The organism is Macrococcoides goetzii, assembly GCF_002742385.2.
Classification (GTDB): Bacteria; Bacillota; Bacilli; order Staphylococcales; family Staphylococcaceae; genus Macrococcoides; species Macrococcoides goetzii.
In genome coordinates, this window is sequence record NZ_MJBI02000002.1 from 267,510 (window position 1) to 289,716 (window position 22,207).

29 protein-coding genes and 1 riboswitch are annotated in these 22,207 nt (G+C 33.5%); of the genes, 27 read left to right on the top strand and 2 right to left on the bottom strand.

Going from position 1 to position 22,207, the window contains the following annotated elements; genetic code table 11:
- Position 1: 1 nt before the first annotated feature.
- Positions 2-667 carry a helix-turn-helix domain-containing protein gene (locus tag BFS35_RS06780; protein ID WP_099579078.1) on the bottom strand — a complete coding sequence of 222 codons (666 nt, stop codon included), beginning with the start codon at positions 665-667 and terminating at the stop codon, positions 2-4.
- Between the two features lie 194 nt (positions 668-861).
- Here BFS35_RS06780 and BFS35_RS06785 point away from each other — a divergent pair, with 194 nt between their 5' ends.
- The 19 genes from BFS35_RS06785 to BFS35_RS06875 all read left to right on the top strand — a co-directional run bounded on the left by BFS35_RS06785 (position 862) and on the right by BFS35_RS06875 (position 11,165).
- Positions 862-1,086 carry a helix-turn-helix domain-containing protein gene (locus tag BFS35_RS06785; RefSeq protein WP_099579076.1) on the top strand — a complete coding sequence of 75 codons (225 nt, stop codon included), beginning with the start codon at positions 862-864 and terminating at the stop codon, positions 1,084-1,086.
- Positions 1,087-1,356, top strand: coding sequence for a hypothetical protein (locus tag BFS35_RS06790; RefSeq protein ID WP_099579074.1), 270 nt, complete (start codon positions 1,087-1,089; stop codon positions 1,354-1,356).
- 19 nt (positions 1,357-1,375) lie between these two features.
- Complete coding sequence (locus BFS35_RS06795; protein WP_099579072.1) at positions 1,376-1,774, top strand: hypothetical protein; 399 nt, start codon at positions 1,376-1,378, stop codon at positions 1,772-1,774.
- The gene (locus BFS35_RS06800) at positions 1,774-1,959 is read left to right on the top strand and encodes a hypothetical protein (RefSeq protein WP_099579070.1); all 186 of its coding nucleotides are present in this window, start codon (positions 1,774-1,776) and stop codon (positions 1,957-1,959) included. The genes BFS35_RS06795 and BFS35_RS06800 overlap by 1 nt, the downstream gene beginning before the upstream one ends.
- The gene (locus BFS35_RS06805) at positions 1,956-2,183 is read left to right on the top strand and encodes a hypothetical protein (RefSeq protein WP_099579068.1); all 228 of its coding nucleotides are present in this window, start codon (positions 1,956-1,958) and stop codon (positions 2,181-2,183) included. Before BFS35_RS06800 ends, BFS35_RS06805 begins: the two co-directional genes overlap by 4 nt.
- A 2-nt stretch (positions 2,184-2,185) precedes the next feature.
- A complete protein-coding gene (locus tag BFS35_RS06810) occupies positions 2,186-2,419 on the top strand; it encodes a hypothetical protein (RefSeq protein ID WP_099579066.1) in 234 nt (77 codons plus the stop codon).
- Positions 2,420-2,585: 166 nt separating this feature from the next.
- Positions 2,586-3,350 carry a conserved phage C-terminal domain-containing protein gene (locus BFS35_RS06815; protein WP_158554272.1) on the top strand — a complete coding sequence of 255 codons (765 nt, stop codon included), beginning with the start codon at positions 2,586-2,588 and terminating at the stop codon, positions 3,348-3,350.
- A gap of 9 nt (positions 3,351-3,359) precedes the next feature.
- Entirely contained in the window at positions 3,360-3,701 is a 342-nt protein-coding gene (locus BFS35_RS06820; protein WP_099579064.1) for a hypothetical protein, read from the top strand.
- Positions 3,688-4,935 carry a DnaB helicase C-terminal domain-containing protein gene (locus BFS35_RS06825; RefSeq protein WP_099579062.1) on the top strand — a complete coding sequence of 416 codons (1,248 nt, stop codon included), beginning with the start codon at positions 3,688-3,690 and terminating at the stop codon, positions 4,933-4,935. The genes BFS35_RS06820 and BFS35_RS06825 overlap by 14 nt, the downstream gene beginning before the upstream one ends.
- Positions 4,935-5,126 carry a hypothetical protein gene (locus BFS35_RS06830; protein ID WP_099579060.1) on the top strand — a complete coding sequence of 64 codons (192 nt, stop codon included), beginning with the start codon at positions 4,935-4,937 and terminating at the stop codon, positions 5,124-5,126. The genes BFS35_RS06825 and BFS35_RS06830 overlap by 1 nt, the downstream gene beginning before the upstream one ends.
- 34 nt (positions 5,127-5,160) lie before the next feature.
- On the top strand, positions 5,161-5,526 hold the full coding sequence (locus tag BFS35_RS06835) for a hypothetical protein (protein ID WP_099579058.1): 366 nt from the start codon (positions 5,161-5,163) through the stop codon (positions 5,524-5,526).
- 28 nt (positions 5,527-5,554) lie between these two features.
- Complete coding sequence (locus BFS35_RS06840; protein WP_099579056.1) at positions 5,555-5,743, top strand: hypothetical protein; 189 nt, start codon at positions 5,555-5,557, stop codon at positions 5,741-5,743.
- A gap of 2 nt (positions 5,744-5,745) precedes the next feature.
- Positions 5,746-6,465, top strand: a complete 720-nt coding sequence (locus BFS35_RS06845; protein ID WP_099579054.1) for a hypothetical protein — start codon at positions 5,746-5,748, stop codon at positions 6,463-6,465.
- A gap of 12 nt (positions 6,466-6,477) precedes the next feature.
- Positions 6,478-6,780: a hypothetical protein gene (locus BFS35_RS06850; RefSeq protein WP_099579052.1), complete on the top strand. Its 303-nt coding sequence runs from the start codon at positions 6,478-6,480 to the stop codon at positions 6,778-6,780.
- Between the two features lie 61 nt (positions 6,781-6,841).
- The gene (locus BFS35_RS06855) at positions 6,842-7,261 is read left to right on the top strand and encodes a hypothetical protein (protein WP_099579050.1); all 420 of its coding nucleotides are present in this window, start codon (positions 6,842-6,844) and stop codon (positions 7,259-7,261) included.
- Positions 7,262-7,269: 8 nt separating this feature from the next.
- Positions 7,270-7,662 (top strand): sigma factor-like helix-turn-helix DNA-binding protein, encoded by a 393-nt coding sequence (locus BFS35_RS06860; protein WP_099579048.1) that lies wholly within the window; start codon positions 7,270-7,272, stop codon positions 7,660-7,662.
- Positions 7,663-8,503: 841 nt separating this feature from the next.
- Positions 8,504-9,187 carry a hypothetical protein gene (locus tag BFS35_RS06865; protein WP_099579046.1) on the top strand — a complete coding sequence of 228 codons (684 nt, stop codon included), beginning with the start codon at positions 8,504-8,506 and terminating at the stop codon, positions 9,185-9,187.
- A gap of 529 nt (positions 9,188-9,716) precedes the next feature.
- A complete protein-coding gene (locus BFS35_RS06870) occupies positions 9,717-10,397 on the top strand; it encodes a class I SAM-dependent methyltransferase (RefSeq protein WP_099579044.1) in 681 nt (226 codons plus the stop codon).
- A gap of 3 nt (positions 10,398-10,400) precedes the next feature.
- Entirely contained in the window at positions 10,401-11,165 is a 765-nt protein-coding gene (locus tag BFS35_RS06875; RefSeq protein WP_099579041.1) for a VOC family protein, read from the top strand.
- Here the strand turns inward: BFS35_RS06875 and BFS35_RS06880 are convergent.
- Positions 11,158-11,415, bottom strand: a complete 258-nt coding sequence (locus BFS35_RS06880; RefSeq protein WP_099579039.1) for a hypothetical protein — start codon at positions 11,413-11,415, stop codon at positions 11,158-11,160. The two genes, BFS35_RS06875 and BFS35_RS06880, sit on opposite strands and share 8 nt — an antisense overlap.
- Positions 11,416-11,533: 118 nt before the next feature.
- Between BFS35_RS06880 and BFS35_RS06885 the strand changes: the two genes are divergently transcribed.
- From BFS35_RS06885 to BFS35_RS06920, 8 genes are all read left to right on the top strand, one after another.
- Positions 11,534-12,784 (top strand): lipid II:glycine glycyltransferase FemX, encoded by a 1,251-nt coding sequence (locus BFS35_RS06885; protein ID WP_170137304.1) that lies wholly within the window; start codon positions 11,534-11,536, stop codon positions 12,782-12,784.
- A gap of 30 nt (positions 12,785-12,814) precedes the next feature.
- Positions 12,815-13,600, top strand: a complete 786-nt coding sequence (gene proC / locus BFS35_RS06890) for a pyrroline-5-carboxylate reductase (RefSeq protein WP_099579037.1) — start codon at positions 12,815-12,817, stop codon at positions 13,598-13,600.
- 439 nt (positions 13,601-14,039) lie between these two features.
- A complete protein-coding gene (locus BFS35_RS06895; protein WP_240628405.1) occupies positions 14,040-14,891 on the top strand; it encodes an NAD(P)-dependent oxidoreductase in 852 nt (283 codons plus the stop codon).
- A 124-nt stretch (positions 14,892-15,015) separates the two neighbouring features.
- The gene (locus BFS35_RS06900) at positions 15,016-18,189 is read left to right on the top strand and encodes an efflux RND transporter permease subunit (protein WP_099579031.1); all 3,174 of its coding nucleotides are present in this window, start codon (positions 15,016-15,018) and stop codon (positions 18,187-18,189) included.
- Positions 18,190-18,256: 67 nt separating this feature from the next.
- A riboswitch (SAM riboswitch) is annotated at positions 18,257-18,362 on the top strand.
- 71 nt (positions 18,363-18,433) lie between these two features.
- Positions 18,434-19,444: a methionine ABC transporter ATP-binding protein gene (locus BFS35_RS06905; RefSeq protein WP_240628407.1), complete on the top strand. Its 1,011-nt coding sequence runs from the start codon at positions 18,434-18,436 to the stop codon at positions 19,442-19,444.
- Entirely contained in the window at positions 19,445-20,107 is a 663-nt protein-coding gene (locus tag BFS35_RS06910) for a methionine ABC transporter permease (protein ID WP_099579029.1), read from the top strand.
- Positions 20,108-20,191: 84 nt separating this feature from the next.
- Positions 20,192-21,034 carry a MetQ/NlpA family ABC transporter substrate-binding protein gene (locus tag BFS35_RS06915; protein ID WP_099579027.1) on the top strand — a complete coding sequence of 281 codons (843 nt, stop codon included), beginning with the start codon at positions 20,192-20,194 and terminating at the stop codon, positions 21,032-21,034.
- Between the two features lie 11 nt (positions 21,035-21,045).
- Positions 21,046-22,206 (top strand): aminotransferase class I/II-fold pyridoxal phosphate-dependent enzyme, encoded by a 1,161-nt coding sequence (locus tag BFS35_RS06920; RefSeq protein ID WP_099579025.1) that lies wholly within the window; start codon positions 21,046-21,048, stop codon positions 22,204-22,206.
- Position 22,207 lies beyond the last annotated feature (1 nt).

The window sequence follows — 22,207 nt, forward strand, 5'->3', positions numbered from 1 at the left end:
CTTAGAATTTAGTGAATACGTTTGAAATAACTTCAATTTGTACATCTTGAACTACATCCTTAATTTCGACATCGAAATTAATGAGATAAGTTGTATAAAAAGGATATTCAATATTAGCAGAATAATTAATTAAATATGTTTTTATTTCATTAATCATTTTTTTATAGATCATACTTTTAAAACCACTTGATAAGTTATTGACCTCAGACGATAACTCGTTTATATTGTCTTGATTTTCATTCATATCCAATGAATAAGAAATGCTTGATGTATGAATAGGGCTAGTTGTAATTACTGATTGAGGTAAGTATTTTAATGTACCGTACACATTCTTTGTTCTCCCATCTTTTATAAGCGTAAAGATAATATCTAATTCGAGATTAATATCATCTGCTATATATGATTCGTTGACAGTTCTACCTATATGTAAAATCTCGGGATCGTGAGAAACCTCTATTTCTATTTCTATCGGTGAATATTCAAAAAAGTCGCAGGGCGTAATTTTAAGAGTGTTACAAATTTTATTTATAGTATCAAGTCTATACATTTCGCTATCATTTTGTACTGTGTTAGTAATTGTATTTCTTGATATTCCTGTTTCTTTAGATAATTGAACTACCTTAATACCTTTTGATTGCATTAATTCCGCTAATCTATTTCTTATCATTATTATCCCTCCAATTATATTTACAACAATAATTATAAATAGATAGCAACAAAAAAGCAAACTAAACTTGTCCAGTAACTTAAATAAAAAAATAATTAAAGTGGTTGCTTTTAATTTGCTAATCGTTTATTATTTAGTTAAATAACCGGACAAGGAAAGTTGTCATCCAAGTTTGGTATATAGGAGGTGTTACTATGACAGTTATTAAACCGAGAACTGAAGCTATAAAATTTGAGTTAGTGAAAAATGGTTTAACATTAGCGGAATTTTCTAAAATGATAAATTACAATCGCTCTTATTTGAGTTTGGTTATCAATGGCAAACGATCATTAAGTCCAAAAACCGCTTCTGTTATTGCGAAAACATTGGGAAAAGAACTTGAAGAACTATTTGATATTAAACAAAAGGAGGTGAATTAGATGACAAAAATAGTCCAGTTACCGACACCAACGCCCGAAATAACGGTGATGAGTGAGAATGAAATTCGAGAATTTAAACCGATTTATGCAAAGCCGAATACTCTTATGAAGCTTTATGACCTTTCACGCACATCAGTTTATCGCTTATTAAAACGAGCAAAAGACGAGGGCTTTGAAGATGTAGAAGTGTCGGTATCGCAGTCTATGACACTTGTGCATTTAGAGACATTCAACGAGTTTTTAAAATCAATAAATAAAGCACACTTATAAAACTAGGAGGACAAATAACATGAGAAACATTCAACAGATTGCAAAAGATGTTTTAGAAGCTTCTGAAATTCAATCAGTTGCTACAGACGGAAACAATCCAAATGATTTTGATAAAGCACAATATTTACAAGAGGTATTACTTTCGGCTGGTGAGGACTTAGAAGCTATCTCACAACAACAACGAGAAGCAGACGCAACACCGGATTATAAGCCGAATATAAAAGCTATTCTTTATGACGTGCATCAATTACTTGAAGATTTAAAGGTATCGGAACATTTCAAAGATGATATACCGAATCAAGTATTTAAAGATTTATCATTCAAAAATTACAATCGCTTGTACGATATTAAGTTAGGCATTGAAACATGGTTAGCAATGCATGATCTAACAGACCTAGATGAAAGGGGTTATCTATAATGAAACAATTCACATTTAAACGCACAGTATTAGCATGGTACAACATCCGTATTGCCGGACAAGATGAGGTTATAGCAACATTACCACTAGATGCAATGAAGAAACTTGTAAACGGCTTTACTGGTAACGCTTCTATCGGTTGTTTTGAAGCGGATATTAGAGACTTGCGAGGTTTATTAAGGTGAAGATATTTGGAGAAGTTGCACCTAACATTCATCTAGCTATGTCAGATAAATCATTGTTATTCCACGCAACTACAAAAGAAGCAGAAGCAGAATTACAACTTAATTTTGAGTTGTATCAAGATGTGCTTAATAGGTTAGGCAGAATTATGAGGTCAGAAATTAGAATGGCACAACTAAGAATCGAAAACCTCAAGATGATTAAAGAACATAAAAAAGAGGTGTGAGTATGAGAAATATCAAGCTATATGATCGTGCAGATGTAGAAAATGAAATCAAGTTGAATGAGTACAGACCTGGTATTTTAACAGTTGTATTCACTACTCAACGTGCAACAGACTACTATAAGTCAAATGTTGAAGCAGTGCATAGAAACTTAAGACGTTTCATTGATAGCGGTCAATATTTCGCTTTGGTATTTAGACATAAAAAGAGCCATTACCTCAGCGACCAAACTAAGTAATGGCAAAGCATAAACCAAAATATGCATATAAAAATTATATCATATATCAATTAAATAATTAAGGGGTGTCTAACACCCCTCAACCTATAAAACGATGTTCGTAAGACACAGACAGATGGATATGTTTATAGAACATTACGAAAGGATGAGTGGGCGGTGTGACATAATGACAAACGATGATAAAAAGTTACCACAAGAACAGCGTTATGGTGTTGTATTTCAATCAGTTATGAGAAATCCTGATTTAGACATAGAAGCAAAAGGTTTGTACGCTTATTTAAGCTCTTTTGCAGGTAAAAGTAATACCGCATTTCCAAGCGTTGACCTAATATGTCATGAATTAAATATTAGTGATAAAAGATTTAAGAAATACAGGAAACAACTTGAAGAAATGCAACTGATTGAAGTCAAGAGAAATAGAAAAGATAAAGGTTTTAGTAATAACATTTATACATTAAAACATGGTATCGTATCGGGTCAAAACGTACCGGTACAAAACTACCCGATAACAAATGTTAATGATGCTAATTCCGTATCGGGTCATTTTGTCACGGGACAAATCGTAACGGGACAAAATGACCCCCCTAAAAATAACAGTCTTAAAAATAACAGTATTAATATAAAAGATATTGTCGAGTATCTTAATTTTAAGACTAATAAATCATTTAAAGATACATCTAAAAAAACACAAAGATATATTATTTCAAGACTTAATGAGGGGTTTACATTAGATGATTTTAAGACAGTAATTGATAACAAAACTATGGAATGGTTGAACGATGAAAAGATGAATCAATACTTAAGACCCGAAACATTGTTTGGAACAAAGTTTGAATCATATTTAAATGCTAAACCAATTAATAAATCTTTTAATTCATCTGTAGATGTGAATGATGTTGATATTGATGACATGCTTAATCAACTCGATTAGGAGGACAATATGTTAAAAGAAGAACGTAATCAGATCATAAAGAAAGTTAAAGACCTTTATCCGAACATGAAACTGAATGAAACAATCATTAAGGTTTGGGCAAAGGAACTTGATAAGGCTGATTATGTTAAGACTGATATGAAGTTAGAGGCATACTATCGAAGTAGCAGGTATGCCCCCCACATATCAGACATAGCAGTCTATCAAGAAATTAACCCCGCACAATTAGAATACGAAGAACTTGAAAGAGAAAGAGAACGGAACAAAGTTGAGTATGACCCGATTAAACGACAGCAATCATTTGATAAGCTGAATCAGTTTAAGGAGGTATTACAAAATGAACTACAGTGACAACATGGAACATTTAGTAATAGGCTCTTTAATCAGATACCCCGAATTAATAACGGAACTTGAATTAAAGTCTGATATGTTTACAGACCCTTATGCAATCAACTTTATTAAACATATTGAACTAACTGACAAATTAGACTTACACGAGATATACGCTAAATCAATGAAGCATGAAGCTGACTTTGTACCTAGCGAACTAATAAAACAGTTAAGAAAAGATGACTTAATAAAGAAAACTTTTTTTAAACAGTATCAAATTGAAGTATTGGAACTTTATAAAGCAAGAATGATGTCAAAAGCAACTTCATTAGTTGCAGGTGATCCAACAAGACAAAACGTAAACAGCTTAAAAGAGACGATACAGGAACTTGATACCTTACAGATTAGTAAAAAGGATAACAAACTATTAGCACTTAATCAGATAACTAGAGAACTTAATTTTGAAGTTGAACCTCAATTATTCAAGACAGGTTATAAACAACTCGATAACGTAATAGGGGGCTTTGAGCCTGGTCAACTGATTATATTAGCAGGGAGACCCTCAACCGGCAAGACTGCCTTTGCGTTAAATTTAGCCTTACAACTTGAACAAAAAGGAAACAATATCACTTTATTCTCTTTAGAAACCACAACAAAGAAAATCATACAAAGATTTGTATCATCAATGGCACGAGTAAAACTGAATAGATTTAAAGACCCTCATTCTATTTCTGATGATGAAAGGTTAAAGCTTACTGAAGCAATGACCCGCTTCAAAGATATGAACATTACTATCAATGCTGACGAAGTGGCAACGCCATTAACTATAAGCAGGACAGCAAGTAAGATGTCACAAGAATCAGATAGAAATGTAATCATCATAGACTATTTAACCTTGATGAAATCAAATGGAACATTTAGAGATAGACGTTTAGAGGTTGAAGATATATCACGAAAGCTAAAGATAATCGCTAAACAGTTTAATTGTGTCGTAATAGCTTTATCGCAATTAAGTAGGGGTGTAGAATCTCGAAACGATAAAAGACCAATGATGAGCGACTTGAGGGAAGCGGGAGGCATAGAGCAAGACGCTGATATGATATTTCTTTTATATCGTGATGATTATTACAATAAAGCCACTGAATACGATCCAATAGGTAAATCACAAGTAGAGTGCATTATCGCTAAAAGTAAAGACACCGAAATAGGTACAGTGTTATTTGAGTTTTATAAGCCTATACAGAGGTTTTATTAGTGGATGGTAGTTTTATAGTGGACGACCTATTAATCGTTCTAAGACAGCTTTATTTAAGCGAAAACGATATAGAAATTAAAAATGTTTGGTTACATTACGGTATGAAGTTAAAAAAGAATATTGAAGCAGGTAAGATATTCCCACTCGATGAAGTAGATGACAAATTTATGAGTGAGTTTTTCAATACTTGAATTACTCACTCTAAATTATAGAAAGGAGATAGCAATGAAACAGTATAAGGACAAAGACGGTAATGTTGTAGGTATAAAGTTTACACAGCCCCACGCTGACATTGTAAACGTGATTTTTAACAGTAAGCAAGATGTTATTTCATCAAGTGAGATACTTGAACAGCTAGGCAAAGACAAATCATATCACAGGACATTACAACAACTTATATCCGAGTTAGTGACGTTCTACAGATTGCCGATAGGCTCAACAAGTGTAGGCGGTAAAATGGGCTACTTTTATTGCCGAAATAAACAACAGTTTAGGATTGCTAAACGATCTATTAAGTCAAGAATAGATGTATTACAAACACGCTATGAATCGTTAGAAGAAGCGGAAAAACATATTAAAGAACTGGCATAAACCAATACGTAGACCAAAGGAGATAACAATGACCTATATCAAACGTATTAACGGGCGTGACTATTTAGAAAACGCTGACGGTTATCTCATTGATGTAACCAACGCACCACCCGAACAAGTAGCAAGTCTAAGAAAAGCAATGATAAACGGACAAAGTAAAGTAACTGTAGATGATTTAAAACCACAAATAATACAAAACAAAAAAGGGAGATATTAAAAATGACAAACGAATTAAACAATATTGTAAACGAAGTAGGAATTATAGACGAGCCGATTAACGATGTTTTATTACATTTGAACAACATTCAACCAATGTCAAAAGCAGAAACATTCACACAGACCGTTAAAGAACGTGCTGAAGCATTCAAAAATGAGTATAAGGACACATACACACCTCAAGCATTAAAAGAAGGCATACAAGCCATTTATGACGAAGAAAAGGCAAAGGTAGAGCAATCTATCCAAAGTGAAAATGAATCATTCCAGGCTAAACGTATTAAAGCGATTGAACGTGCTAAACAACAGATTGCACATTCCGACGATTTAGATAGCAGTGAAATAAGCAAACGTGTATATCATACTCAAACTTTGCAAAGTGATTTATCTCTAGAATTAATGAATGCAGATACAGGATCATCAATCAGTGCTATCTTGAGTGAGAAAATGGAACTAGCATCGAGAGATAAAATGAAAGCAATAGCCTTATTATCAAGCTTACACTTATTTGCTAATAAAATTGATGGATTACACGATCAAGAAAGAGCCTATCTATTAACAAAACTAAAAATGAATAAAGATGAATTAAATAAAATGATATATGGTAATAAGCACGAAGCATATAGACAAGTTATTGAACACTTAGAAAAGATGGACACTAATATTTATACAGCTGATAAATTATCAATCAATATGAATTCAAACATTGAAAGGTATTTATAAGGGGGAACTATTATGTTTAACAGAAAATATACACAAGAACAACTAAACCAGGAACGTGAATATGTAACCGAGTTATTAAGTGCTAAAGGTGTACGAGAAGCCGAAAATTATTATGTCCGACACATTAATGATGTGAACATGAACAAAGGTATCAATAATTTGCCACAAGACGCACGTCTCACAGACGAGAAAGGTAAAGTAATATTAGAAGTCATCGAGAACTATAAAGAGGCGGTACAGGACAAAGAAAGCACATTTAAAGAGTATGTAACCAATCGTAAAAAGTTTTTAAAGTGGTTAGAACAAAATAAGTAATTGTAATGGCAGGGTGTGACAATGATGTCATACCCTATCTTGATATTAAGGGAGGGTGTGTATGAAGCTTAAACGTGTTAAAAGTGTGTTTGTATATAGAGATACAAAGAGACTTGTCGAACACGATATATTAACAAAATTTAATCCCGTATACATAAATAAGACAATAAAAGTATTATCCCAACAAATAAATGACATGTATCATCTATCAACCTCGCATACTGAAACGGGGGATATAGGATTGCGTTCTGTAAGCGTGAGTGTTGATGAATTAGTGATATGGATAGTTGAACAAAAGAACGCACTGGAACGTTATAAAACTAGATCTGAAATCTATATGAAAATACTTCAAAGGGTTATAGCTAGATACCCCCTTAATGAACAGCAATGTATAAAGAAATATCTTGCGACTAATGGAGTTATATATCATGGATTTAAATTAAAAACATTAATTAAAGATTTAGAGAAAGAAATTAATTAGGTGTATTTATGTATGAATTTAATGAGTTAAGGCACTTTATTAAAACGTTCCATAAGGTTGTTGAGGATATTAAACTAACAGGCTTCTCAATCGTTGATGGTGAATTAGTTTCAAATGATATAGACGATGATGATTTTTTTAATATATCTGATGAATACCAGGAACATGTAAATATTAAAGAAGTAGAAGCGGAATCTAAAGGGATAGAATACTATAATCAATATAGACAACTCATTGATGACGCTGAAAAGGTACTGACAGATAGAGAACTATGGATATTATTCGAGAGGTTAGACGGAAAAAGTCAAGAAGAAGTTGGCAAAATGGTGAATTTATCACGAGAAAGAATAAGACAATTAGAAGTACAGCTTATTAAAAAGATATGTAAGGCATATAGGTAATTTTAGAGGTTTTAGACCCCCTAAAAAGACATTTACCGATTTTACACCCCCTAAAAAGAAGTTAATGAACTTAACTATATAAAAAGTAAATCGGCTCTTTCGCCCCCCTTAAAAAGAAACCGAGAAAGCCGAGACCTAAAAAAAGAAAACTTCTAACATTTCTAACACCTAAAAAAAAGAGGATCGGACATTTCGGACACCCTAAAAGAGAAATACATGATATAATATATATGGTTTTTACGTGTCTATATCCGTGATCATGATATAACAATGGGCTAGATAGTCAATAAAAGGCTATTTACTTCATGTCAGTTATTATATTGATACGTCGAGGTATTTTGGTCGATTGCTACCGTACATTAATTTGTACGGTAGTTTTTTTGTTGGGATATGTTGGGTAGATGTCGCGACGTCGGGACAATGTTGACATTTGTTGACGTGCTAGGAAAAAATGATGACTAATGATGACACCTGGAAGTGAATTGTTGGCAAATGTCGGCACGTGAAAACATAATGTTAGGATACGAAAACTATATACTACAAATTACTACATTGTGAAAACATAAATACTAGAAAATACTAGAAGATGAAAACATATAGATGCTAACAAAAGCTAACATGAAGACCTGACAAAACTTGACATGAAATAATGCAACCATGCAACCTTTTTATAGTTTTCCCGAACGGAACAGGGTTGCAAAGGGTTGCACCGTAAAAGCTTTTATATCAATGGTTTAAACGATTTACCTAACATAATTGAGTTGCAACCTTTTACTTTTACAAAACACAACAACTTATTTAATTTATTAGTGTATAATACTGATAAAAAAGAGGTGTCTAAATGTTAGGTGAAAATCAATTTTTAATAAAGTATGTAGATCCAGGTAGTTTAATAAGTGCTTTTGGAAATTTTCCGATAGGTGATGAAGAAAGTACTAAATTGTACGAATTACTAATCACTTATGATAGTAATTTTTTTCTATACAATGTAGCATTAGAAAATTTTGATAAAGCGTTTTTGAAAGTAGTTAATCAAGAGGTATATGATTTACAATCGATCATTAATACATCGTTTTATTTGAATGTATGTCTTAGAATGATTAACACGCTTGATGATATTCAAACTAAAATATTTGTATACACTCATTTACATTTAAATGGATTAAAGGGGAATCTAATACCTAAAGATAAATATAATAATTTATTGTTCCATGTTTATTATGAGAAATATATTAAGAATGACGTTATTAAGTACCCGATTCGAGCAACGCAATTTAATAGAAAGACTAGAGATATAAGAAATAGTATAACTCACGATGGGGAATCATTAATTATTAGAAATCCTATAAATGATAGTAGTGGAGTGTATACTTTTATATCTTTTGATGGTTTGAGAGAAAGAAACATAAATTTATATATGGATATCATCAATGCTATATCTAGTGATTTAAAAGAAATTAATCAAAATAGAAAAGATATTGAAACTTTAATATTATCAGATAAACATTTCGTTAAGAATTTATAAATAATCTTCGCATTCCGATTTTAAGCACGATAACTTTTAGTAAGAGGGTACTTGTTAGTTAAAGCTAGTACAATCGCACACAGTTGCAAATGTGAGGGCGTGAAAGTATAATTAACGTATTAGGGCATAGCCTTAAAATAACTAATGAAATACCATGCGTTAGTTGTTATATCTCTTGATCTATAATGTCATATCTATTTCATTGCTATCTCTGTCCTTTGCTCACTCACTTTAATTAGTGGGTGATTTTTTTATGGGCAAAAAATGGGCAGACTTATGATAAAATGGGCAATGGATAGAAACATAGAAATTGATAAAATGACTAAAAGTGTTGATTTAATACGGTTTTGAAACGCATGGATTGAAAACGATTTTTTATGTTTAACTTGTTTTAGATGATAAATAATATTCCAGCCTGGAGCAAAAGCTCCAGGTTGTTTGTTTTGACACTGCTATTGCTTTAATAAATATTATGTTTTGTATAGAATAATGTTAAAGTTCATAAAATAAATTTTTATGGAGGCATGAAATGACGATATTTAATAATAAAGTTGCAAATAAGTATGATGCATATTTTGACACAAAAAAAGGGCGATATGTTTGGCAAGTCGAAACAGATTTAATGAATCAATTGATCGATATTGAAAGAGGTATGCGTGTGCTTGAAATTGGTAGTGGCACAGGCATTTACAGCATTCCTTTTGCACAGCAAGGATGTATTGTGACAGGTATTGATATATCAGATGAAATGTTAGAGATTGCACGTCAGAAAGTAATTGATCAGCAATTAAATTTAAATTTTATACATATGGATGCTAATGCACTTCATTTTTCTGAGAATACTTTTGATCGTATTTATTCAATGGGTGTATTAGATTTTGTAGATGATTTAGAACATGCCTTTGAACAAGCATATCGTGTGCTAAAGCCTGGCGGTAAAATTTCAATTGCTGTCGTAAATCGAGACAGTGCTTGGGGGAAGCGTTATATGGATCCTGAATATAACAAAGGTAAAGTATATGCGCATGCCCGTTTTAAAAATTTAGATGAGCTGATGCGTATTCATCCGGAGGAAATAATCGGCTCAGGAGAGTGCTTATTCGTACCGCCCGATGCTGAGGAAAGTGAATTTACTTTAGAGAATGAAAGTGTGATGAGTGACAATGCAGGTGGATGGATTAATGTTGTCTGGCAGAAGAAAGAAGGATAATTAATGAAAGAAAAAAATATAGATATTCAATTCGATCATATTATACATTATATAAATGGTATTGAAGACTTTCGTTTTCCGGGTAATAAATTAAATATTATCCCGGGAGGAAAACATTTGTCGTTAGGTACTAAAAATAGTTTAAGTAGAATAGATTTATCTTATATCGAATTTATCGACGTATTTGATAAACAATTAATAGAAGCTGCGATGAAAGATGATAAAGAATATTTGAGTTTCGCGAGTACATTAGGTAGAACTAATTATACTGAAGGATTTAAACGATTGTGTTTTAGAACGCATGACATTAATGCCCTGAATCATCACTTTAAGTCATTAGGTTTAAAGACGCTTGGCCCCTTAAAGATGGAAAGAGTCACACCACAAGGCAAACTAATACAATGGGAACTTTTATATATAGATGAAGAACGTAATTTTGAGTTACCTTTCTTTATACAATGGAAAGAGCCTGATGAACTAAGACAGAAAGCGATGCAAAGCGACATGCAACCTCACTTGAATATCGACACGATTGTTATCGAAACGCATGACTTTGATAGCATTGCAGAAATATTTGTATCGTGGCTTGATTATGAAGTAGTAGGTGGGGTTATCAATACATATTTTCTATTAAAAAAAGAAGGATTACCTCATATTAAGTTGGTCCCTGGAAATGAAAACAAAATCAGAAGATTAGTAATAAAAACACAAGATGACAGCCTTAAAGGCGAACATCTTGTGCATGATGCAGTATATGCATTTATTTAACGTAAACATAATTGTAGATGACCATAACGATTAAATAGATATGATAAGTAGTAATAATAATTGTTAAAGCTGCAAGTATTTTTGTAAGTGATGTAACGCGCGTAATTAAAAATAATATAGACAAAATAATTGCAAAACCAGCAGAAATGATATGAACACTCAATAAATTAATAGAAGCATCGGTTGATATAGTATATATAAAATATGCGTTGATAACCGTCAGTAACACTAATAGTATATTTTTCAACATATAAAAAACCTCATTTTTTATAGAATAATGTTAAAATAATAAAGTAACATTAACATTAGTTCAATTATAACAATAAAATAATAAAAATTGTTGCGTGACGAATGAAAGGATTCTTATTATGACAGTTTCAAAAATGAATATAAGTAATGAAGTACATGATCATTTCGTAAAAACACATGATAACGGAGATTTATTACAACTAACGGATTGGGCAGCTTCAAAATCTCGTTCAGGTTGGTATGCACGCCGTATTGCTGTTGGTCGAGATGGTGAGATTGTAGGTGTTGGGCAGCTGTTGTTCAAGAAAGTACCTAAATTACCATACAAACTTTGCTATATCTCTAGAGGATTTATTGTTGATTACAAAGATAAAGAAGCGGTAGAAGCATTAGTAAAGGATGCAATCAAAGTTGCAAAATCAGAAAAAGCATATGTGATAAAAATCGATCCTGATGTTGAAGTAGAATCAATGGGTAATATGGTACAACAATTAGAAGCATTAGGCTTTATACATCGAGGATTCGGCGATGGATTAAGTTCAGATTACATTCAGCCTCGAATGACGATGGTGACAGATATTAGTGTTGACGATGAAACTTTGCTTAAATCATTTGAAAGAAACAATCGTTCAAAAGTGAAACGCAGTTTGAAGATGGGAACTGAATGTATTAAAGGTGATAGAACGGATTTAGGTACATTTGCTGAATTGATGAAAGAGACAGGAGCGCGTGATGGATTTTTAACGCGAGATGTTTCCTACTTTGAAAATATTTATGATGCATTGAATCCAAATGGCGATGCTGAATTATTTTTAGTGAAATTAGTACCAGATAAAGGCCTTCGAAACTTAAACCAGGAACTTACTGATATTGAAGTACAGAAAGAAAAACTCACACAAAAGAAAGATCAGAAGAAAGCGCAGAATCAGCTAAATGATTTAAATATTAAACAAGAGAAAATTCAAAAACAAATTGCAGCGTTAGAAACTTTAAAACAAACGCACCCTGAAGGTAAAGTATTATCAGGTGCATTATTGACGTTTGCTGGTAAAAAGTCATATTACTTATATGGCGCTTCGAGCAATGAATTCAGAGATTACTTACCTAACCATAATATGCAATTTAGTATGATGCAATATGCACGTTCAGTTGGCGCTACAAGTTACGATTTCGGTGGAACGAGTAAAGAGCCAGATAAAGACTCAGAGTATTTTGGACTATGGCAATTTAAGAAAGTCTGGGGTACAAGATTAAGTGAAAAAGTTGGAGAATTTGATTATGTATTAAATCAACCGATTTATCATTTAATAGAAGTTGTTAAACCAAAAATGACAGATCTTAAGAAGAAGATTAAAATAAGAACTAAGTAAAAGTTAATATAATAATTGAGGTGACAGCTTTTGAGAATAGCATTTATCGGTGGCGGTAAAATGGTTACAGAGATGGTTAAAGGGTTAAACAGAAGTGGACTTACTAGAACGGATTTAGGTATTTGGATGAGAAATAAAGATAAACTTCAAAGCTTTAATGCAAAACATAATATTACACCACTTACAAAGATGAGTGATATTACACAGTACGATGCAATTATTCTTGGTGTGACACCTAACAATTACCGTGAAGTTACTTCAAAAATGGCAAAACATTTATGCGAACATCATATTCTTATTTCTATCGTCGGTGGATTATCTATTCAGGAAATTGATGATGAATTTGATGAGCACCCAAAAATTATTCGACTTATGCCTAATACACCGGTGGGGGTTAATGCTGGTGTGCTAGCGATGAGTAAAAATGAATTTGTCGAGAAAAAAGAAGCAAAGCAAGTGGAAGAAATAATGAAACGTTTAGGCTATACACATTGGATTGATGAATCTTTAATGCATTTAATGCCTGCTGTGACTGGATCCAGCCCGACGTTTATATATCTCCTCATTGAAGCGATGGCAGACAATGCTGTGAGTGAAGGTTTAAATCGGGAGCTTGCATATCAAATGGTTAGTGAGATGATTATTGGTGCAGGAACGATGGTCCGTCAAACGAAAGAACATCCCGGTGTATTAAAAGATCAGGTAACAACACCAGGTGGTTCTACAATTCAAGGTGTAAAAATGTTAGAAGAAAAAGGTTTTAGAGATGCTATCTCAAAAGCGATGGATGCAATCAATGCTTTTAATAAAGGTTAAGAGGCTGACACGAAAGTGTTCAGTCCCTTTTTTAGTTAAAGATGCTAAAAATTGATTGTTTTGTATTCATATATAGAAACGGATTTACAAATGTAACGTATAATATAAATAGGAAGTTAAAGACACTAAATGAGGTTAAAAATATTGCCAGTAATCTATAGGTAATATTTTTAGAAAGGCTCGGATCATTAGAGAAATGATAATGTACACCTATCAGAAAAGTAACGATACAAAATATTAACCAGAAATATATGGTTAGAAATATAATGCCACTATGAATAAAGTAACTCAAAAAAAATACAATATGCATGACAATTAGCATCGTCATCATTACTCTTTGCATGGTTTAACCTCCAATCACTTATATTGTAATATATATTGATAGATAAAAATATAAAATATTAGAAATATTAAATAATAAAAATATTAAGGAGTTGTTATGATGAAAATAGGTTTTATTGGAACAGGTGTTATGGGACGTAGCATGGCGAGTCATTTAAACGAAACACTATATATCTATAACAGAACAAAAGAGAAAGCACAATCATTAATAGAAGCTGGCGCTGTGTGGTGTGAATCACCAAAAGCAGTAGCAGAACAAGCTGATATCGTATTCACGATACTTGGTTATCCTGTAGATGTTGAAGAAACTTATCTTGGTGAGAATGGATTAATTACAAACGGTAGCAGTGGTCAAATCTTCATTGACTGTACTACGAGTAGTCCTGAACTGGCTAAGCAATTATTTGAAGCGGGTCAAACAAAAGGAATTGAAGTGCTCGATGCACCGGTTAGTGGAGGCGATATCGGTGCCAAAAATGCCACGCTTTCTATTATGGTAGGTGGTAATGAAACAACGTTTAATCAAGTATATCCACTATTTGAACGCATTGGTGCATCTATTGCATATTTTGGCGCTGCAGGAAGTGGACAGCATACGAAGATGGCGAATCAAATAGCAATCGCTTCTAACATGTTAGGTGTTGCAGAAAGTCTTTATTATGCAAAGTCAGCCGGGTTAGATGTTGAACGTGTACTTGAAACAATCTCGAAAGGTGCTGCTGGAAGCTGGTCATTATCAAACCTTGCACCACGTATGTTAGTTGATGATTTCGCACCTGGTTTTTATACACATCACTTTTTAAAAGATATGAAGATTGCTTTAGAAGAAGCAGAGAAAATGAATATTCAATTACCAGGTTTAGCACTTGCATATGAATTGTATGACAGATTATCTGATGAACTGAAGCAGACGACAGGCACACAAATTATCTATAAAAAATATCAGTAAAAGATATAAAAGAAAAGAAAATATTAATATTTAATGAAGTTGTGTGATATTAGGTGCTTTATTTGGATAAATCATGTAAAATTGCCTATTGTTAAGAAGTTCATATATGAATGGAGGAAAAGTCTTGATTAAGAAAATAATTGATTTTTCTTTGCATAATAAACTCGCTATCTGGTTGATGACATTAATTATTTTAGCAGCTGGGGTTTATAGTGCAACGAAGATGAAGATGGAAATGTTACCGAGTATGTCAACGCCGGTAATATCGATTACAACACCTTATCCAGGTGCTACACCTGAGGATGTTTTAGAAGGTATAACCGATCCGATTGAAAAGAAAGTTAAGAATTTATCAGGTGTAGAAAAAGTAACAAGTCAGTCTCTTGAAAACGCTTCTGCTGTAACGGTGCAATATAAATTTGGTACAGATATGGATGAAGCACAAAATGAACTGGAAAAGCAGATTGATAAAGTTGAGATGCCTGAAGGTGCTATGGATAAACAAGTATCTCAAATGTCGATGTACACTTTCCCGATTATCAGCTATTCAATATCTAGTGATAAATCAGATATCAAGACTTTAACAGAAAAGATAAAGAAAGATTTAGTACCTGAAATTGAAGGTATTGAAGGTGTAACAAACGTTACATTTTCAGGACAGGAAGTTGAACAGGTTGAACTTCAGTTTGACGACAAAAAGTTAAAAGCGAAAAAGTTAACAGAAGATAGTGTATTACAGTTTATTAAAGGTGCAACAATGGATGCACCACTTGGATTATATACTTTTGGGAATGATCTTAAAAGTATTATCGTAAATGGTCAGTTTACAAATGTAGAAGCATTAAAATCGCTTAAAATTCCGGTAACAGATAGCAGTGCCACTCAAAGTCAAACAGCACAAAGTCAGTCGGCACAAATGCCGCAAGATCCAGCAGCACAGAAGGCTATGATGGAAGCGATGAAAAATGCCAAAGTGCCAACTGTGAAGTTATCAGATGTAGCTGATATTAAAACAGTGCAAAGTCGTGAATCAATTTCTAAAACAAATGGCAAAGACTCATTAAGTGTGCAGGTCATTAAATCGGATGATGCTAACACTGTAACTTTGGCTAATGAAGTTAAGGAAAAAGTTAAGCAATTTAAGAAAGATAATCCAGATATGAGTACCGTTCTTATGATGGATCAGGCAAAACCAATTGAAGATTCAGTTAAGACAATGGCTGAGAAAGCGATTATCGGTGCAATATTTGCGGTTATTATGATCTTAGTCTTCCTGAGAAATATTCGTTCAACTTTAATTGCGGTTGTTTCTATTCCAATGTCTATTTTAATGGCGATGCTTATTTTAAAACAGATGGATATTTCACTTAACATTATGACGTTAGGGGCAATGACCGTTGCGATCGGCCGTGTTATTGATGACTCGATTGTCGTTATCGAGAATATATTCCGTCGTATGTCGCTTAAAGATGAGAAGTTAACAGGATTTGAATTAATCAGCAGTGCGACAAAAGAGATGTTTGTACCGATCATGAGTTCCACGATGGTTACTATCGCTGTATTCTTACCGCTTGCTTTAGTATCGGGTTCTATAGGTGAAATCTTTAGACCATTTGCATGGACGGTTGTATTCGCATTACTTGCCTCACTTTTAATCGCAATTACGATCGTGCCGATGCTTGCCCATATATTCTTTAAGAATGGTATTAAAGGTCATCACGATGATGAAGAAAAAGTCGGAAAGATTGCTGGATTCTATCGCAAGATATTAGAATGGTCTTTAAGACATAAAGCGATTGTATCTGCATTAAGTGTGTTATTGCTTGTAGGTAGTCTATTCTTAACACCTTATTTAGGTACGTCATTTATTTCTACAGGTGAAGATAAGTTACTGGCATTAACATACAAACCTAAACCAGGTGAAAAAGAAGAAGACGTTGTGAAAAAAGGTGAAGCAGTTCAGAAAATATTAGCTAAAAATGATAACGTTGTAAATACGCAATTCTCTGTTGGTGGGGAAAATCCATTCAACCCTATCGCATCTAATGATATGGCGATGATGGTAGAGTACAAGAAAGATACACCAAACTGGGAAGATGAAGCGGATAAAGTGTTATCGAAAATTGCTAAATTAAATCATGAGGGCGATTGGAAAAACCAGGACTTCGCAACAGGTGGTGCAACAAATGCGGTTACAGTAACCGTAAATGGATCATCGACAGAAGCCATTCGACCAGTTGTTGAAAAGTTAGAAAAAGAATTAAAAGATGTAAAATCATTAACGAATGTCAATACGTCTCTTTCTGATAGTTATGATGCGTATACTTTAAAAGTAGATCATAATAAATTATCTGAGTTAGGTTTAACAGCTGGACAAGTTGCAATGACATTAAATCAACGTAGCGATGATAAAGTTGTAACGAAAGTTGGCGAAAAAGGACAATCAACGGAAGTTATCCTAACGAAGAAAAAAGAAGATAACTGGACGAAAGAAAAGTTAGAAAATACAAAACTTACATCACCATTAGGTAAATCAGTGAAATTAAGTGATGTTGTAAAGATCGAAGAAACTAAAACTTCTGACACGATTAAACGTGAAGATGGTAATATTTCAGCATCCGTTGAAGGTAAAATCAAAGGTAAAGATGTAAGTAAAGCAACACAAGATGTAACAGAAAAGGTTAATGCCTTAAAACACCCTGATAATGTTGATGTTCACGTTGGTGGAACAAGTGAAGATATTGGAGAAAGTTTCTCTCAACTCGGGCTTGCAATGCTTGCAGCAGTAGGTATTGTTTATCTCATCTTAGTATTAACATTTAAAGGTGGACTTGCACCACTTGCAATCCTATTCTCATTGCCTTTTACAATCATAGGCGTAATATTAGGACTACTAGCTTTTAAAGAAACTGTATCAGTACCATCTATGATCGGTATGTTAATGTTAATTGGTATCGTTGTAACAAATGCTATCGTATTAATTGACCGTGTCATTAACAAAGAGGCAGAAGGTTTACCGACACGTGAAGCGATTTTAGAAGCTGCAACGACTCGTGTACGTCCAATACTTATGACAGCACTTGCTACAGTTGGCGCATTAATGCCGCTGTTATTTGGTGGAGATGGGTCAGTATTGATTTCTAAAGCGCTTGCTGTAACGGTAATCGGTGGTTTAGTATCATCTACGTTATTAACATTAATCGTCGTACCGATTGTTTATGAATTATTGATGAAGATGCGTAATAAATTTACGGAAAGTAATGCAACAACAGAGCGAGTAACCGTTGTAAATAAATAAAAACTAAAGAATTGGTTGACAATTCAAAATTTGAGTACTAATATAAATACCATATTAAAAATTAAATATCTTATCCAGAGAGACTGAGGGAATTGGCCCTATGACGTCTCAGCAGCGGGCTCTTACGAGTACTGTGCTAAATCCAACAAGCTATTATGCTTGATAGATAAGTGACTCATATAATACGTCATTGCTATTAAGCAATGACGTTTTTTTCTTTGGATAAGTAAGTGGAGGGAATATATTGGCGATACAGTTTATTGATGTCAATAAGACATACAGAAGGAATGGTAAGACAACACAAGCGTTAAAAGATATTTATCTAACGATTCCAACCGGAAAGATATTTGGACTTATTGGTTATAGTGGTGCTGGAAAAAGTACTTTGCTCAGAACAATAAATTTACTCGAGAGACCTACGAGTGGTCAAGTGCTTGTCAATGATGTAGATATTACAACGTTAAACAAACAGAAACTACAAAAAGAAAGATTAAACATAGGTATGATCTTCCAGCAGTTTAATTTAATCCAATCTAAGACAGTGGCGGAAAACATCGCATTCAGCTTAAAAGCAGCACATTTTCCGAAAAAACAGTATGATGCTCGCATTACCGAATTACTTAATCTTGTTGGACTAACCCATCGCCGTGATAGTTATCCAAGAGAGTTGTCTGGAGGACAAAAGCAACGCGTCGGAATTGCACGTGCGCTTGCCAATGATCCGGAAATATTGTTGTGTGATGAAGCGACGAGTGCATTGGATCCAGAGACAACAAAAAGTATATTAAACTTGATTCGCGATATTAATCAGAAATTGGGGATTACAGTCGTTGTAATTACGCATGAGATGGATGTCATAAAAGAAATTTGTGATGAAGTGGCCGTAATGGATAATGGAGAAATCGTGGAACATGCAGATGTATTTACTGTGTTTTCTAATCCACAAAGTGATTTAACAAGACACTTTGTAAATGATATCTATCATCTGGAATTACCAGATCAATATACGAAATTAAATGATGAACATAAAGAAATTATTACGGTTAAGTTTATTGGAGATAGTGCAGAAAGTGCCTTTATCAATAATCTATATAAGAAATTTAACTGTGATATTTCAATAATTCAAGGCAGGATTGAATACATACAGAATCAGCCGATTGGAATATTAACATTTGAAGTTACAGGTGATATTGAAGAAAGAATTGCTATAAATGAATACATAAAGAAATCGAACGGAATCGAGAGGGTGGCATAAATGAGCGATAAATTTCAAACACTTTTACCAGAATTATATAAAGCATTTTTAGAAACGATTTTAATGTCTAGTATCGCAATTACACTCTCTGTTCTTATCGGATTACCACTTGGCATCCTTCTTTATTTAACACGCAATCAATTGCTATTACCGAATGGACCACTTAACTCGATATTAGGATTTATCGTTAATATCATCCGTTCGTTTCCGTTTATCATTTTAATGGTAGCGATACTGCCATTTGCTACCAAGATTGTTGGGCAGTCCCATGGTCCTTATGTTGCAAGTGTCGCTTTAACGCTTGCCGCTGTACCTTTATTTGCTAGACTTATTGAAACATCTTTAAAAGAAGTCGATAAAGGTGTCATTGAAGCATGTGTAGCTACTGGTGCATCTCTTAAACAAATTATAATGGACGTGTTAATACCAGAAAGTATGTCAGGGATTTTTCAGGCAATTACTTTAGCGATTATTAGCATACTAGCTTATAGTGCAACTGCTGGTGTTATCGGTGGCGGAGGTATTGGTGACCTTGCCATTCGATATGGATACTATCGTTATGACAACGTTACGATGATGGTAACAGTCATTATACTCATCATCCTTGTACAACTGATTCAAATTACTGGTGACTTTATCAGTAAACGTGTAGATAAAAGATAATAAGTAAAAACGAAAGATTAAAATAAAAAATATAAACGAAAATAATAAAAACCAAAAAATTAACGCAACGAAAGAAGGAAGAATATGAAGAATATAGTTATTTTTATATTGTCAGGCATCATCGTTATATTGTTATCCGGGATATTATTAGATAAAGGGAATCCGTTTGAGCGTCAAAATGCGGATGTAAAAAGTACGCAAAGTAAAGATAAAGGCAAAGTTAGTATTGGTGCAACGAGTGGACCTTATGCTGATATGGTAAAGAAAGCAATTCAGCCTGGTCTTGAAAAATTAGGGTATACAGTAGCGCTCGTTGAATACTCTGATTACATTCAGCCGAATAAATCATTAGCAAAAGGTGATTTAGATGCGAATTTATATCAGCACATTGAATTTATGAAACAGTTCAATGCCCAAAATAAGACGAGTCTTGTTGCGACAGGACAAGTTCCAACTGCGCCGATGGGTATTTATTCTGGTAAATATAAATCATTTGATGAAGTACCTAATGGTGCAGAAATTGCAATTCCAAATGATCCGGTCAATGCAGCACGTGCTTTTAAGACATTAAAATTAGCACATCTTATAGATATTAAACCTGGGACAAACGAACTTACTATTTCAGAACGTGATGTCATTAACAACAAGAAAAATTTAAAGTTTATTGCAGTAGAAGCGGCGCAATTACCACGTAGTAAAGATAGTATAGGATTATCGGCTGTTCCTGGTAACTTTGCATTAGCTTCTAAAATTGATTTAAAATCAGCATTACAGTTAGAGAAGATGGATGAACATTATCGAAATCGTATCGTTGTTAACAAGAAGAATGAAAATAGTCAATTAACAAAAGATATTAATAAAGTAATAACATCTAAAGCCTTTGATAAAGTAATAGATGAATCATTCGTTGGATTTGATAAACCATAGGAGGCAGTGTAATGGCATACACAAAAATATTAGAAACAATTCCGGAAAGTTATTTTGGTAAGACGATGGGACGTAAACTTGAAGTTGGAAGTAAACCGCTCATAAATATGGCGGTAGGTATTCCGGATAAACCAGTACCTGATAGCGTAATTCAAGCATTGACTGAAAGTATTCAAGATCCACAGAATAATAAATACGGTGTGTTTAGAGGGAAAGAAACATTTAAAGCTGCAATTAAAAAGTTCTATAAAGACGTATATGATGTTGAATTAGACCAGGACAAAGAAATTTGTATTTTATATGGTACGAAAAGTGGATTAGTACATCTACCGACATGTGTGATTGAACCGGGAGATGGTGTATTGTTACCTAATCCAGGATATACGGATTATTTAGCGGGTGTGAAACTTGCTAGAGGGGAACATTATGAGCTGAAACTGTATCCGGAAGATCATTATTTACCTGATTTCGATAAAGTAGATGAAGCAAAACTTAATAACACAAAACTAATCTATTTAAATTATCCAAGTAACCCTACTGGTGCAGTTGCAACAAAAGCATTCTTTGATGCGACGATCAATCGTTTTAAAGACACAGATACAAAAATAGTGCATGACTTTGCATATGCTGCATTTGGGTTTGATGCAAAAAATCCTAGCATCTTGCAATCACCAGGTGCTAAGGATGTGGCGATTGAAATCTATTCATTATCTAAAGGTTTTAATATGTCTGGTGTACGCGTGGGATTTGCTGTAGGTAATGCAGAAATTATCGAGAACTTGAACTATTTCCAGGATCACACCCAAGTGGGTATGTGGGGTGCCATTCAGGACGGTGCTGTAGCGGCATTAGAACTTGGAGAACCGTTTTTAAATGAACAGAATGAATTATTTAAAAGACGTCGAGATAAAGTGACTCAAGCTTTAATTGAAGCAGATATTCCGTTTGAGCCGATGCAAGGTGGCATATTTATCTGGATAAAAGTGCCGGATGAATTTAATAGTGAAGAATATGTAGATTTCTTACTGAAGTCACAAAGTATGCTTACAACACCGGGACTTCCGTTTGGAAGTTTAGGTGATCAATACATTCGTGTTTCACTTGCAGTAGATGATGCTCAAGTGGATGAATTTATTGAACGCATTAAAGAAACAAATGTTCTTTATGAATGAT